We start from the raw sequence: 13,638 nt of genomic DNA on the forward strand, positions 1-13,638 counted from the left end.
GTAAATATTGCGCTGACGGGTATTTCAGCAGGCCTGAATTCGCTCCTGTTTTTGATGCCCCTGAACTGGCCGTTGTGGCTGGAGCGGGACCAGGGCCGCGCGGGCCTTATTGGCCGGGCTTGCTGAAATCCACCGTGGGTGCGGTGGAGATGGCTGCTTCGTTGGCGACGGTGAAGTTCTGCTTGGGTTCGTAGCCGAACACCATGCCCGTGAGGTTGGTGGGGAAGCTGCGGCGCAGCACGTTGTATTGCTGCACGGCCTGGATGTAGCGGTTGCGGGCGACGGTGATGCGGTTTTCGGTGCCTTCGAGCGTCACGCGCAGGTCGGCGAACGCCTGGTTGGCTTTCAGATCGGGGTAGCGCTCCACGGTGACCATCAGGCGGCTGAGGGCGCTGGAGAGTTCGCCTTGCGCGGCCTGGAATTGCTGGAGCTTTGTCGCGTCTTGCAGGGTTTCGGGCGTGACCTGGATGCTGGTGGCCTTGGCGCGCGCTTCAATCACCTTGGTGAGCGTTTCCTGCTCGAAGTTGGCTTCGCCTTTGACGGTGTTGACCATGTTTTGCACCAGGTCGGAGCGGCGCTGGTACTGATTGACAACTTCGCTCCAGGCAGATTGGGTTTCTTCGTCCAGACGCTGGTAGTCGTTGTAGCCGCAGCCTGCCAGCGCGAGCGCCAGGGCGCAGGCGGCGGCCAGGCGGGGCAGGGAGGGCAGACGTTGCAGGGAATGTTTCATGGCGATTCCTTGGAGAGTGAAAAGGGGGCAGCGGTTCAGCTGCACGGCAATGCGGATGGCCTGCTGCACATGCGCCTGCGCCTGCGTATGGGCAAAGGCGGCTGCGCCCAGACTGAACTGTTCCAGCGCGCAGGGGGCGGTCCGGCAGGCGGCAGGCCCATTTTCAGCGGTCTGGCGCCCGCCTCGCCGCGCGAGATGGCGATGAGCACGAAGGCGTCAATGACGTGAACGGCTGGCATGCAGATTCATATCAAAAAGAGGAGCAATTCAAGGAAGTTTAAAAGGCGTTTCGCGCAGTTTCTGCGGGGAGGTATTGCTATTGCCAAAGGAGCGAAATCACGCCTTCTTCCGCCTATGTGCCCGGCTGGCCGCCGCTGGCCTCGTGCGCGGCTTCGGCTTCGGCGCGGCGCTCGGCAATGAATTCGTCGGCCGCGCTGCGCCCTTCGGCGGGCGGCAGGTGGCTGTCAAAATAGGCGCGTAGCGCCGCGTAGCGTTGGCGTAACGCCGGGAAGCTGGCGTGAGCGCCAGGCGGCCATCACGCACTTCGGCGTGCAGGCGCGCGGCGGGAATGAGCACGCGCCCGTTGTCAGAAATGGCCAAGGCTGTCATGGCGGCGGATTCTGTCAGCAACCCTTCATCTGTCAAACCAAACATGCTTGCCAAACGCATCATTCCCTGTCTTGACGTGACTGCGGGCCGCGTGGTCAAGGGCGTGAACTTCACGGGCCTGCGCGATGCGGGCGATCCGGTGGAAGTGGCCGCGCGCTACAACGAGCAGGGCGCCGATGAGCTCACGTTTCTGGACATTACCGCCACCAGCGACGGGCGCGATCTGATTCTGCCCATCATCGAAGCTGTGGCCTCGCGCGTGTTCATTCCGCTCACCGTGGGCGGCGGCGTGCGTACCGTGCAAGACGTGCGCCGCCTGCTGAACGCGGGGGCGGACAAGGCCAGCTTCAATTCGGCGGCCATTGCCCGCCCCGAGGTGATTGGCGAGGCGTCGGCCAAATACGGCGCGCAGTGCATCGTGGTGGCCATTGACGCCAAGCGCCGCGCCGATGGCGCAGGCTGGGAGGTGTACAGCCACGGCGGCCGCCAGAACACGGGGCTGGATGCCGTGGCCTGGGCGCGGCGGATGGCCGATCTGGGCGCGGGCGAAATATTGCTCACCAGCATGGACCGCGACGGCACGCAAAGCGGCTTTGACCTGGCGCTGACGCGCGCGGTGGCCGAGGCCGTGCCGGTGCCCGTGATTGCCTCTGGCGGCGTGGGCACGCTGGATCACCTGGCCGACGGCGTGCAGCAAGGCCTGGCCGATGCCGTGCTGGCCGCCAGCATCTTCCACTACGGCCAGCACACCGTGGCCGAGGCCAAGGCGCGCATGGCAGAGCGCGGTATCACGGTCAGGCAGTGAATATCATGGCGAATGGCGGCCTGGCTGGGCCGCTTTATCACGTTTATTTCCACGAAAAGGAGAAAAAATGACAGCCACAACCAGCCTTGAAGACTTTCTGCGCAATGTGCAGCGGCGCGATCCGGACCAGCCGGAATTTCTGCAAGCCGTGCGCGAGGTGCTTACCAGCCTCTGGCCCTTCCTGGAGAAGAACCCGCAATACCGCGAATACGCCCTGCTGGAGCGCCTGTGCGAGCCGGACCGCGTGGTGCAGTTTCGCGTGAGCTGGACCGACGACCAGGGCCGCACGCAAGTCAATCGCGCCTTTCGCATCCAGCACAGCAAGGCCATTGGCCCCTACAAGGGCGGCATGCGCTTTCACCCCAGCGTGAATTTGTCGATTCTGAAATTCCTGGCTTTCGAGCAAAGCTTCAAAAACGCGCTCACCACGCTGCCCATGGGCGGCGGCAAGGGCGGCTCCGACTTTGACCCCAAAGGCAAGAGCGACGCCGAAGTCATGCGCTTTTGCCAGGCGCTGGTGCAGGAGCTGTTCCGCCACATCGGCCCTGACACCGACGTGCCCGCTGGCGACATTGGCGTGGGCGCGCGCGAAGTGGGCTACATGGCCGGCATGATGAAAAAGCTCAGCAACAGCGCCGCCTGCGTCTTCACCGGCAAAGGCATGAGCTTTGGCGGCAGCCTGATGCGCCCTGAAGCCACGGGCTACGGCGTGGCCTACTTCGCGCAGGAAATGCTCGCGCGCAAGAGCGAAGGCTTTGAAGGCAAGCGCGTGTCCATCAGCGGCAGCGGCAACGTGGCCCAGTACGCCGCCGAAAAGGCGCTGGAGATGGGCGCGAAAGTCATCACCCTGTCGGACTCGGGCGGCACGCTGGTGCATGAAGCGGGCCTGAGCCGCGAGCAAGTGCTGGCCGTGATGGAGCTGAAAAACGTGCAGCGCGGCCGCCTGGCCGACTTCGCGGCGCGGCATGGCCTCACTTTCCTGCCCGGCAGCCGCCCCTGGCACGTCAAAACCGACATCGCCCTGCCTTGCGCCACGCAAAACGAGCTGGACGGCGAAGACGCCAAAACGCTGGTCAAAAACGGCGTGCTCTGCGTTGCCGAAGGCGCCAACATGCCCAGCACGCTGGAAGCGGTGGATGTCTTTTTGGCCGCTGGCACGCTCTACGCGCCCGGCAAGGCCAGCAACGCGGGCGGCGTGGCCACCTCGGGCCTGGAAATGAGCCAGAACGCCATGCGGCTGGGCTGGACGGCGCAGGAAGTGGACGAGCGCCTGCACACCATCATGAAAGACATTCACCAAAACTGCGTGCGCTACGGCGAGCGCGCCCAGGGCGCGGTGAACTACGTGGAAGGCGCCAACATCGCCGGCTTCGTCAAGCTGGCCGATGCCATGCTCGCCCAGGGCGTGGTTTGAAAAAGGGTGGCCCAGCCACCCTTTTTCATTTGCGGCGCGCGCCTGGCGCCTTTTTGATCTTCTGGCCTTCCATCCGGCTCCTCTGGCCCGGCGCCATCAAAATCAGGAGCTAATTTAAAGGGGTAAAAATACCGCTTTGCGCACATTCCACTAGGACGTCATGCTCTAGATAAAGGAGCTAAAAAACCGCCGCAAGCGGGCTGAATTCGCCATCTGCGCCCCGGGCCAGGCGCTCCAGCAAGGCGGCTGGATGGGTATCGACATCAACCAGCGCCATCAAATCGGGAGACATGAAGCCTTGCGCCTGGCTGTGGCGCAGAAAAGACAGCAGGCCGTCGTAGAAGCCGTCATGGTTGAGCAGGCCGATGGGCTTGGCGTGATAGCCGAGCTGGCGCCACGTCCAGGCTTCAAAAAATTCCTCGAGAGTGCCAATGCCGCCGGGCAGGGCCAGAAAAGCGCTGGCGCGGGCGGCCATGAGGTGCTTGCGCTCGTGCATGGTCTGCACAACGTGCAGCTCGGTGCAGCCGCGATGGGCATGCTCGCGCTCAACCAGCGCCTGCGGAATAACGCCAATGACGCGGCCGCCCGCTTGCAGCGTGGCATCAGCCACAGCGCCCATGAGGCCGTTTTTGCCGCCGCCGTACACAAGCTGGCCGCCGTGCTGGCCGATCCAGCGGCCCGTTTGCGCGGCCAGGGCGGCAAAAGCAGGATCAGCGCCAGAGCGGGAGCCGCAATAAACGCAAATGGAAAAGGCGGGGTCTTTCATGAATGGACAGGCGTTGAGGGAAACCAGAATGAAAAGGAGGGCGCTGACAGCGCCAGGCGCAGCAAAAACCGGCATCAAGCCAGTCTGCACGCGCCCTCCCGCGCAACTTTTTCACGCAAAACGGGCGCAGATGGCGGCCAGCCAAATGCCGCCAGCCAGCAGCAGCGCCAGCAGCACGGCGGCGCTGCCCAGGTCTTTGGCCCGTTTGGAAAGCGGGTGCCGCTGCAAGCCGATGCGGTCAATGGCCGCCTCGATGCCGCTGTTAAGCAGCTCGGCCACCATGACGATGAGGCAAGAGCCAGCGAGCAAGGCGGTTTCCACCCAGTTGCGGCCCAGCCAGAAGGCGGCCGGAACGAGCACGAAGCTCAGCACCGCTTCCTGCCGGAAAGCCGGTTCATGCCAGGCGGCGCGCAGGCCCGCCAGCGAGTAACCGAAGGCATGCCACAGGCGCGCCAGACCGGTGCGTTTGGGCGGCAGGCCGCTGGAAATATCCGCAGCGCCCTGGGCCTGCGGCGTGGAAGGTGAGTCAGGCGGCGTCGGCATTGGCGGCAGGGGCGGGCGAAGCTGGCGTTTCCGGCGCGCGCGCATCCGTCAGGCGCGTGCCGGCGAGCACGTCGTGCCAGAACTGGCCTTCGGGCTGAAAGCGCGAGAGCAGCGCCCAGACGGCGATCCAGCCCAGGGTGAGCACGCCCACTTCAGCAGCGGGCAGATGAAAGGGGGCGCTTAGGGCCAGCGGGGGCAGAAACCACAGCCAGCACAGCAGGTAGCGCCAGGCAGCGCGCGCCTGCGTGAGGGGGAGGCCTTGCCGGTCGGTGATGCCGATGCGCCAGGTTTTCATGGCCAGCGTCTGCCCCTTGGACCAGAACCAGCAAAAGTAGATGCCGCACACCAGAAAGAGAAACGCCTGCATGGCGTGTCGGTGCTCAAGCGCGTGGCGCATCTGGGCGGCAATGCTGAAAACCAGGCCCGCCGCGACGACGACGCCAAACATCAGCACGCCCTCGTACAGCCAGCAGGCCATGCGGCGGCGCAGTGGGGGGGCAGGCATGAAAAAACGGATGGAGCGGGTGAAGCAAAAAAGCCTGGCGGCGCAACAGGCGCGCGCCGCAGGCGGTGAGCGGCCGATTATCTGGCGCTGTCAGGCGCGCCAATGGCCGGGGCTGGCTCACGCGCCAGCCGTTCGCGCTCTTGCCGGGGCAGATGCTGGTAGGCCTCCCAGCGGAGCTTTTTTTCGTCAGCGGGCACGCTGCGGGCTTCGTCAAAGCTCTGGCGCGCCTGCGCGCGCTGCTGGGGCGTGAGAGCAGCCCACTCACGCATGCGGCTTTGCAGACTTGCCTGCTCGTCCGCGCTCATGCTGCGATAGCTTTGCGCCAAGGCAAGCCAATGGCCTTGCTGCTCGGGACTCATCCCGGGCCACTGGGCGGCCAGCGGAGCCAGGGCGGTTTGCTGCTCCGGCGTGAGCGCCGTCCACGGCTGGGCATGCGCGGCGCAGGCGGCCAACAGGCAGGCGGCGGCCAGCAAGGAGCGTGGCAGGGGCGGGTATTTCATGGCGAAGGGGCGGCGCAAAAGTCAATGCACGTTGGCTGGCGGCTGGGTCAGGCGCAGGTATTGCAGAAAACCCGGGTCTGCGTAGGCTTTGGGCGGCAAGGCATCGGCCACGAGATCGGCATCGACTTCGGCCACGCGCGGATCGGGCAGACGCATTTGCTGCGGCTGCAAGGCCAGCAGGCCTGCCAGCAACGCGGCCAGCGCCAGCGCGGGCGCCAGCCAGCCCAGCCAGCCAAAACCAGGCTCGCCGCCTGCGGCCAGCGCCGCATGGCGGCCTTGCGTCACGATGGCAGACGCGGGCTGTGCGGCGGCGAGCGCAGCGGTTTTGCGCGCGGCCAGCGCCTGCTGGCGCGCGATGCGCAGGCGTTCGCTGACGTCATGCGGCACGCCGCCGCCTTCCAGCCGGGCGGCGATGCGGTTGGCGAATTGGTCGATGCGTTTCTGGGTGGTCATGGCGAAATTCCCTGGGCCTGGAGCGTGCGGGCCAGCGCTTGCGTGGCGCGCGAGCAGTGCGTTTTGACGCTGCCAGCCGAGCAGCCCATGACGGCGGCTGTTTCGGCGACATCCAGCTCTTCCCAGTAACGCAACAGAAAGGCTTCGCGTTGACGCGCAGGCAGCTCTTGCAGCGCCTTTTCAATCAGGCGCAGCACTTCGCGGCGGCTCAGGGAGGTTTCGGCGCTTTCGGCGGCGGCCTCGGCCCCCGCAATGGCCTGGAGCACTTCAAGCGCGTCGGGGCCGCCCTCTTCTTCATCGCCGCCGATCAGATCGGCCGCGCTGGCCAGATGGGCGTCGCGCGTTTTCTGGCGGCGAAACCAGTCCATCGTCTGATTGGCCAGAATGCGCTGAAACAGCAGCGGCAGCTCTTGCGCAGGGCGGTCGCCATAACGCTGCGCCAGCTTGAGCATGCTGTCTTGCACGATGTCCAGCGCCGTGTCGTCATCGCGCACTTGCCAGACGGCACGCTTGAAGGCGCGCTTTTCCACGCTTTTGAGAAAGTCGGAGAGTTCCTGTTCGGTAGCCAAGGGCAATTGCTCAACTCAAGAGGTGCGGCAAATTATGAAGATGCGCGCCGTGGCCGCGCTTTCTGGTTTTGCCAAGACGGCTGCTCCCGCCCCGGTGAAGGCGCTCTTTCATGCGGCAACCCGTCCGTCAAATGCCTGCGGGCGGGCTGGGGCGCGGCAGATGGCCGGAACCACGGTTGGCATCGCAGGCCCCGCATCATCAAAAACAGGAGCGAATCCAGAGGGTGGAAATAGCATCTCGCGCAGTTTCCACTAGGACATCATGCTATTGATAAAGGAGCGAAAAACCGGCGCCACGGTCTGCGCCTTGCTTCATGCGCCCCGCTCTTTTCGCGCCGGTGTGGCGGAAAAGCGGGGGCTGGCAAGACAAGACGCTTGGGCGCCGCTGCTGCAAAGGCGGCAGGACAGCAGAGAAACGGTCATTCAATCGTCGTCATCGTCATCATCGTCGCCATCCCAGTCCGGTTTTTCATAAATGGCGCTGCCATCGGGCGGCAGGCGCAGCTTGACACGGTAGCCGGCTGGGTTGATGGCTTCGGCTTCCCAGCGGCCATCGTCGAAATCCACGTCATGAATGCGGCGGTAGCCCGCTGAGCGCAGGATGTGGCGCACCTGTGAAGACGAGATGCGGTATTTGTGCTTGCGCGGTTTTTCAGGCGGCGGCATGTAGCCGGGCGTGACCACATAGCCCGGCGGCGCCACGTAGGCCGGGCCGCCAGGCACGACCAGGGCCGATTTTTCTTTGGCAGCGGCCGGCAGCGCCAGCGCGGCCGTGGCGGCCAGCGTGGCCATGGCGATCAGGTTTCTGGTTTTCATGGATGGACTCCTTCGAAAGAAACAGAAAAAACGATGAGCGCATCTTCCGCCGCGCGGTCTGAATGCGGCCTGAAGCGCGCGTTCATCTGTGGTTCATGGCGCCGCGCGGTTTTCATCGCGCGGCTTTCATAATTGCAAGCTGGTTTTGATTGGCACGCAAAGGAGTTTTCCGGTCATGCGCAAATCCTATTTTCTGGCTTTGGCCGCCATGCTGGCCGCCAGCGCGGCCTGGGCGCAACCCAAGGGCGGATTGATTGATGTGGCCGTCGAGCGCGTCTGGGCGCGCGCCACCGTGCCGGGCCAGCAGACGGCGGGGGTGTACATGACGCTGAAGTCTGCGGCCCCTGCCCGGCTGGTGGGCGCTTCTTCGCCGCTGGCCGAGCGCATCGAAATTCACGAAATGTCGCTGCAAGACGATGTGATGCGCATGCACGCCACGCCTGCGCTGCCGCTGCCAGCGGGGCAGGCGGTAGCGCTCAAGCCCGGCGGCGGACACCTGATGCTGATGGGGTTGAAGCAGCCGCTGACGCCGCGCGCCGATGTGCCGCTGACGCTCATCTTTGAAGACGGCTCCGGCATGAAAGGCTCCATTGAGCTGCGCGTGCCCGTGCGCGCGCTGGGGCGGCCCGATCCGCAGGCTGCGGCGGAGGATGAATCGGCCAGCGCTCCAGAAAGCGCCCGTCTTTCTCCGGCCGTTCGCGCGCGCTGAAAACAGTGGGTTCGGGTGCGCCGCGCGCGGTATTCTCATTGCACTTTCTACAACTTCAGGAGACCAGCATGAGCCAGTCTGGCGGCGTATTTGATTTCGGCAATTTCTTTCCGGGCCTGGACTTTTTCACGGGCAAAGGCGCTTCCGCGTGGCTGATGCCCACCGTGAGCGAGCAGGAGCTGGACAAGCGCATTGCCGAGCTGAAAACGGTGCTGTTCTGGCTGGAGCAAAACGCTGCGGCCATCAAGGCGGGCATTCAGGCGCTGGAAGTGCAGAAGATGACGCTGGCCACGCTGCAAAGCATGAACGTGGGCGCTGCCGAGCTGGCGCGCGCCTTTGCCATGCCAGCGGCAGCGCCCAAGCCAGCCGCAGCGGCCGCTTCCGCGCCGCCGCCTCCGGCGGCAACCCGGGCTGCGCCTGAGGCCGCCAAGTCGGAGCCTGCGGCAGCAGTCAATAGCGCCGTGCCCGACCCGTTGCAATGGTGGAATGCGCTGACCCAGCAATTCCAGAGCATGGCCGCTGCCACGGCGGCGACGGCCGCCACAGCCGCCAGCGCCATGACGGCGCCCATGGTCCCGCCTGCCGCCAAGGCCCCTGCGGCCAAGGCGGCTGACGCAAAGGCGGCCCAGGCCGTGGACAAGACCGCCGCCCGGCCAGCCGCCAAAACGGTGCCCAGAACCGCTGCAAAGGCCCGCACGAAAACCGCCGGAACCACCAAAGCCGCCGCCAAGGCGGGCGGCAAGGCAGGCAAGGCCGCAGCGCCCCGCAAAGGCAAGCCGGCCAGAGGCGCAAGCGCCGCAGACTTGTCATGAAGAACTTGCTCATGGCCTGCCCGTGGGGGCAAAAGCGCGGGCCTCGGGCGCTCTGCTGCGTTGCAAACCCTTGCCGGCCACAAGACCCGGCGGCGGTTTGCGCCTTGCGGCCATTCCGATTCGCGGTTCCTCAAGGTCGGGCTTCCGGGCAGGCTTTCAGGCTCACTCGATTAAGGCCCTCTTGACGGCATGAAGCTTTTTCCCGTTGGCCACGCCACGCACCCGCAGTGGCAAATGGCGGCGCACCTGGCGCTGGCGCAGTTGCGTGCGCAAATGGCGCTGCCCGGCTACGCCAGCAGCCCCACGCTGGGGCTGCTTTACATCACCAGCCCTTACGTGCCCCACGCACAGCATTTGCTGGACTGGCTGGCCGAGGCGCTGCCGGGCGTGCTGGGCTGGGCGGGCGCCGTGGGCGCGGGCGTGGCCGCGAGCAATGCGGAATATCTTGACGAGCCGGCCCTGTCCGTCATGCTCTGCGAGCTGCCGCCAGAGCAGTGGCGCGTGTTTTCAGGCGTCGCTCCGCTGCGCCGCCAGGGCGTTTTTTCTCCGCAGGCCGCCTTGGTGCATGCCGACGCGCACACGCCCGATGTGGCGGGCCTGATTGCCGAGCTGGCCGACTGCACGGCGTGCGGCCATCTGTTTGGCGGCCTGGCAGCCAGCCGGGGCGCTACCGTGCAGATGGCCGCCTCGCGCTCGGGCGGCATGGCGGGCGGCGCGCTGCTGGGCGGCGTGTTCAGCGGCGGCCTCACGGGCGTGGCCTTTGGCGAGGGCGTGCCGCTCATCACCCGCGTCACGCAAGGCTGCCACCCGGTTGGCCCCTGGCACACCATCACGCGAAGCGAAGGCAACATGGTGTTTGAAATCGACGGCGAGCCTGCTCTTGACGTGATGCTGGACGACATGCGAATCGATCTGTGCCAGCCCCAGCAGGCCATGCACGCCGTGCGGCAAATGCTGGTGGGTCTGTGCGACGCGCAAGCAGCCTGCCCCGCAGTCAGTTGCGGCATGAGCGAAGAGCTGGCCCTGCGGCATGGCCGCTTCGGCGCCGATGTGCTGGTGCGCCACCTTGTGGGCATTGACCCCGGCCAGCGCGGCCTGGCCGTGGCTGACGCAGTGCATTGCGGCCAGCGCTTGGCTTTTTGCCAGCGCGACGCCGCCAAGGCCCGCGCCGACCTGCGGCGCATCTGCTCGGGCATTCGGGACCTGCTTGAGCCGGCCTTCATTCCCGCTGAAACCGCCGCCGCGCTGGCTGCGCCGCCGCCGCTGTCGCAGCCGCATCCGGCGCGGCGCATTGCCGGGGCCATTTACGTCAGCTGCGCCAGCCGGGGCGGCCCCCATTTCGGCCATCCGGGCGCAGAGCTGCAAACCATTCGCCAGGCTCTGGGCGATGTGCCGCTCACCGGCTTTTTCTCCGGCGGCGAAATCGCCAGCCGCCGCCTGCTGGGCTATGCGGGCGTGCTCACGGTGTTCGTGGACGAGGCCATCAGCTGAAGCGGCCTGGCTTTTCAGGCACAAATCGGCCCCAGGTCCTAGTGGAATCTGCGCGGGCCGCTATCAAAATCAAAGTATTTCCGCCCTGCTCACCCATCATGATTCTTGACCCCACCCAACCCGGCGCGCTGGCGCAGGCCGCCGACGCCGTGGCCGCCGGCGAGCTGCTGGGCCTGCCCACCGAAACCGTGTATGGCCTGGCCGCCGATGCTGAAAACGCCGGGGCCGTGCGCCGCATCTTCGCCGTCAAGGGCCGGCCCGCCAGCCACCCTCTCATCGTGCACGTGGCAGGCAGCGAAGCGGCCGGGCATTTCGCGCGGCAAGTGCCTGATCTGGCGCAGCGGCTGATGGCCGCCTTCTGGCCCGGGCCGCTCACGCTCATCCTCGCGCGCCGCGAAGGCGTGGCAGACGAAGCGGCAGGCGGGCACGCCAGCATTGGCCTGCGCTGCCCCGCGCACCCCGTGGCGCAAAGCCTGCTGGCGGCCTGCGCGGCGCGCGGCGTGCACGGGCTGGCCGCGCCCAGCGCCAACCGCTTCGGGCGCGTCAGCCCTACCACGGCGGCGCACGTGGCAGAAGAATTCGCAGACGTGCTGGTGCTGGACGGCGGCGCTTGCGCGGTGGGCATTGAATCGGCCATCGTGGACTGCACGCGCGGCCAGCCCGTGCTGCTGCGCCCCGGAGCAATTTCACGCGCCGAGCTGGAAAAAGCGGCGGGCTGCCGCGTGCGCCATCCAGACGAGCTGGCCGCGCCCGGCCCCCAGGCCCCCGGCACGCTGGCCGCCCACTACGCGCCCCGCGCCACGGTGCGGCTGATGGACGGCAAGATGCTGAAAACCGCGCTGGAGCTGCTGGGCAGCGAGGCCGCGCACATTGCCGTGTGGTCGCGCGCCGCGCTGAAATCCGCCTCGCGCAAGCTGATCTTGCGCCGCATGCCCGACAACCCCGCGCAGGCCGCGCACGAGCTGTTTGCCACGCTGCGCGCGTTTGACCAGGCGCAAGTCAAGCTCATCTGGGTGGAAACGCCCCCGCCCGAAATCGAATGGGAAGGCGTGCGCGACCGCCTGGAGCGCGCAGCAGCCAGCGCCGCAGGCGCGCGCGAGTGAGCAGAGAGTGAGTCGAGCGAAAACTTCTGCGCCAGGCGCAAGAAAAGTGCAGTCGCATTGCCATGCGCAGTGATAAAACCGGCGTCAGCTTCTGGGCCGCCGCAGACTTGGCGGCTGTGGTCAGTTCTTGGTAATGGTCTATCAGTTTTAGCTTCTTGTTTGATAGCGCGAGGTCCCCGTATTCATTGCGACACATGCTGTTTTGGAGGCATTGAATTTGCTCCTCTTTTTGAATTGAAATTATCGTTTTCCGCATCCTGCGGCCCGCTTTTCTCAACCCAGTCAGCAAAGGAGAGACACCATGACTGAAAAAGTAGCTGTCATTACCGGATCAGGCGACGGCCTGGGCAAAGGCATTGCCCAGAGGCTGGCGCAGGATGGCTTCAGGATCGTTTTGTCCGACATCAATGCCGCCACGCTGGAAAAGACCGAGGCCGAATTCAAGTCCGCAGGCCAGGCCGTCACCGCCTTCCGTGGCGACGTGAGCTGCCGCGAAGACCAGTTCGCGCTGGTGCAGCACGCCGTGCAGGCTTTCGGGCGCATCGACGTGTTCGTGAACAACGCGGGCATTGAAGACGTCATGCCGCTGGACAAAGTCACCGCAGCCGACTTTGACCGCGTGTTTGGCATCAACGTCAAGGGCGTGCTCTTTGGCATTCAGGCCGCCGCCGAGCAAATGAAAAAGCAGGGCGGCGACCGCATCTGCAAGATCATCAACGCCGCCAGCATTGCCGCGCATGAGTCTTACGACCTGCTGGGCGTGTATTGCGCCAGCAAGCACGCCGTGCGCTCGCTCACCGTCACCGCCGCCAAGGAGCTGGCGCCCTACAAAATTACCGTGAACGCCTATTGCCCCGGCGTGGCGGGCACCCGCATGTGGGACCGCATTGACGAGGAAATGGCCAAGATTCACGGCTGGCAGCCCGGCGAAGCCTTCAAGCGCTTCTCATCCGGCATCCTGATGGGCCGCCCGCAAGTGCCTGCCGACGTGGCCTCGCTCGTGCATTACCTGGCCTCGCCCGACTCTGACTACATGACCGGCCAGGCCGTGCTCATCGACGGCGGCATGGTGTTCCGCTGATGCCGCAGGCGCAGCCCGCGCCCGCCTGAAAAAAGCCGCCGCAAGACGCTTCGCCCTTGCGGCGGCTTTTTTTGCCTGGGCCTGCCCGCAGCGCACCTGGCAGCGGCAACAGCGGTTAGCCAGACAGGCGAATCGCTTCAAGGCGAAAGGCGGCGCGGCGGCAAGGCGCGCGGCGGCGGGCGGGCCGGACAGACGGACGGAAAGAAGCGGGCGATGGTGCTTTCTTTGCCAGCGGGGCCTTGAAAGCCCGAAGCCCGCCCCTATCATTGGCACTCGTTGGCGGCGAGTGCTAACAAACCAGCCCCGCCGCCATGCATTCAGCCTGGCAGGCCCGCCGCAAGGCCCCTGCCAGCCCTCTTTTTCAAACAACCTTTTGAAGGAATGTCCATGAAACTGCGTCCCCTCGCCGATCGCGTGATCGTCAAGCGCCTGGAAAACGAAACCAAAACGGCCTCCGGCATCGTCATCCCCGACAACGCCGCCGAAAAGCCTGACCAGGGCGAAGTGCTGGCCGTCGGCCCCGGCAAGACCAACGACAAGGGCGAAACCAAGGCCCTGAGCGTGAAAGTGGGCGACCGCGTGCTGTTTGGCAAATACAGCGGCCAGACCGTCAAGGTGGACGGCGACGAGCTGCTGGTGATGAAGGAAGACGACCTGTTCGCCGTCGTCGAGAAGTGATTTTTCCCGGACTGCGCCGCCATCTGCATTCATCCTGCATCCATCTTGCAGCAA

The 13,638-nt window shown here is 65.7% G+C and carries 17 protein-coding genes; 9 read left to right on the forward strand and 8 right to left on the reverse strand.

From position 1 onward, the window contains the following. Window positions 1-106: 106 nt before the first annotated feature. Window positions 107-730, reverse strand: coding sequence for a LemA family protein (locus tag C1720_RS05755; RefSeq protein WP_199170959.1), 624 nt, complete (start codon window positions 728-730; stop codon window positions 107-109). Between C1720_RS05755 and C1720_RS12875 the strand changes: the two genes are divergently transcribed. The 3 genes from C1720_RS12875 (at window position 722) to gdhA (ending at window position 3,558) form a co-directional block, all read left to right on the forward strand. After that, window positions 722-958 carry a hypothetical protein gene (locus C1720_RS12875; protein WP_146006889.1) on the forward strand — a complete coding sequence of 79 codons (237 nt, stop codon included), beginning with the start codon at window positions 722-724 and terminating at the stop codon, window positions 956-958. The genes C1720_RS05755 and C1720_RS12875 overlap by 9 nt on opposite strands. Before the next feature lie 424 nt (window positions 959-1,382). After that, entirely contained in the window at window positions 1,383-2,144 is a 762-nt protein-coding gene (hisF, locus tag C1720_RS05760) for an imidazole glycerol phosphate synthase subunit HisF (RefSeq protein WP_050716455.1), read from the forward strand. A 67-nt stretch (window positions 2,145-2,211) separates the two neighbouring features. After that, window positions 2,212-3,558 carry an NADP-specific glutamate dehydrogenase gene (gene gdhA / locus C1720_RS05765; RefSeq protein WP_102283530.1) on the forward strand — a complete coding sequence of 449 codons (1,347 nt, stop codon included), beginning with the start codon at window positions 2,212-2,214 and terminating at the stop codon, window positions 3,556-3,558. Between the two features lie 178 nt (window positions 3,559-3,736). On the opposite strand, the gene C1720_RS05770 is transcribed toward gdhA, so the two are convergent. From C1720_RS05770 to C1720_RS05800, 7 genes are all read right to left on the reverse strand, one after another. Further along, window positions 3,737-4,324: an LOG family protein gene (locus tag C1720_RS05770; RefSeq protein WP_102283531.1), complete on the reverse strand. Its 588-nt coding sequence runs from the start codon at window positions 4,322-4,324 to the stop codon at window positions 3,737-3,739. 111 nt (window positions 4,325-4,435) lie between these two features. Further along, a complete protein-coding gene (locus C1720_RS05775) occupies window positions 4,436-4,867 on the reverse strand; it encodes a diacylglycerol kinase (RefSeq protein ID WP_102283532.1) in 432 nt (143 codons plus the stop codon). Next, window positions 4,851-5,372 carry an RDD family protein gene (locus C1720_RS05780; RefSeq protein WP_102283533.1) on the reverse strand — a complete coding sequence of 174 codons (522 nt, stop codon included), beginning with the start codon at window positions 5,370-5,372 and terminating at the stop codon, window positions 4,851-4,853. The genes C1720_RS05775 and C1720_RS05780 overlap by 17 nt, the downstream gene beginning before the upstream one ends. Window positions 5,373-5,449: 77 nt before the next feature. Further along, the gene (locus C1720_RS05785) at window positions 5,450-5,872 is read right to left on the reverse strand and encodes a DUF3106 domain-containing protein (protein WP_102283534.1); all 423 of its coding nucleotides are present in this window, start codon (window positions 5,870-5,872) and stop codon (window positions 5,450-5,452) included. A gap of 21 nt (window positions 5,873-5,893) precedes the next feature. Beyond that, entirely contained in the window at window positions 5,894-6,325 is a 432-nt protein-coding gene (locus C1720_RS05790; RefSeq protein WP_102283535.1) for a DUF3619 family protein, read from the reverse strand. Next, a complete protein-coding gene (locus tag C1720_RS05795) occupies window positions 6,322-6,894 on the reverse strand; it encodes an RNA polymerase sigma factor (RefSeq protein ID WP_102283536.1) in 573 nt (190 codons plus the stop codon). The genes C1720_RS05790 and C1720_RS05795 overlap by 4 nt, the downstream gene beginning before the upstream one ends. Window positions 6,895-7,317: 423 nt before the next feature. Continuing rightward, window positions 7,318-7,710: a PepSY domain-containing protein gene (locus C1720_RS05800; protein WP_102283537.1), complete on the reverse strand. Its 393-nt coding sequence runs from the start codon at window positions 7,708-7,710 to the stop codon at window positions 7,318-7,320. 175 nt (window positions 7,711-7,885) lie between these two features. Here C1720_RS05800 and C1720_RS05805 point away from each other — a divergent pair, with 175 nt between their 5' ends. The 6 genes from C1720_RS05805 (at window position 7,886) to groES (ending at window position 13,584) form a co-directional block, all read left to right on the forward strand. Continuing rightward, on the forward strand, window positions 7,886-8,419 hold the full coding sequence (locus C1720_RS05805; protein WP_102283538.1) for a copper chaperone PCu(A)C: 534 nt from the start codon (window positions 7,886-7,888) through the stop codon (window positions 8,417-8,419). A 68-nt stretch (window positions 8,420-8,487) separates the two neighbouring features. Continuing rightward, window positions 8,488-9,231 (forward strand): PhaM family polyhydroxyalkanoate granule multifunctional regulatory protein, encoded by a 744-nt coding sequence (locus C1720_RS05810; RefSeq protein WP_102283539.1) that lies wholly within the window; start codon window positions 8,488-8,490, stop codon window positions 9,229-9,231. A 189-nt stretch (window positions 9,232-9,420) separates the two neighbouring features. Continuing rightward, window positions 9,421-10,722: an FIST signal transduction protein gene (locus C1720_RS05815; protein WP_102283540.1), complete on the forward strand. Its 1,302-nt coding sequence runs from the start codon at window positions 9,421-9,423 to the stop codon at window positions 10,720-10,722. A gap of 98 nt (window positions 10,723-10,820) precedes the next feature. Further along, window positions 10,821-11,825 (forward strand): L-threonylcarbamoyladenylate synthase, encoded by a 1,005-nt coding sequence (locus C1720_RS05820; RefSeq protein WP_102284530.1) that lies wholly within the window; start codon window positions 10,821-10,823, stop codon window positions 11,823-11,825. Between the two features lie 301 nt (window positions 11,826-12,126). Then, window positions 12,127-12,906 carry an acetoin reductase gene (locus tag C1720_RS05825; protein ID WP_102283541.1) on the forward strand — a complete coding sequence of 260 codons (780 nt, stop codon included), beginning with the start codon at window positions 12,127-12,129 and terminating at the stop codon, window positions 12,904-12,906. A gap of 387 nt (window positions 12,907-13,293) precedes the next feature. After that, entirely contained in the window at window positions 13,294-13,584 is a 291-nt protein-coding gene (gene groES, locus C1720_RS05830; RefSeq protein ID WP_050715183.1) for a co-chaperone GroES, read from the forward strand. The last annotated feature ends 54 nt before the right edge of the window (window positions 13,585-13,638 follow it).

The sequence above is a fragment of the Ottowia massiliensis genome (genome assembly GCF_900240305.1).
Lineage (GTDB): Bacteria > Pseudomonadota > Gammaproteobacteria > Burkholderiales > Burkholderiaceae_C > Ottowia > Ottowia massiliensis.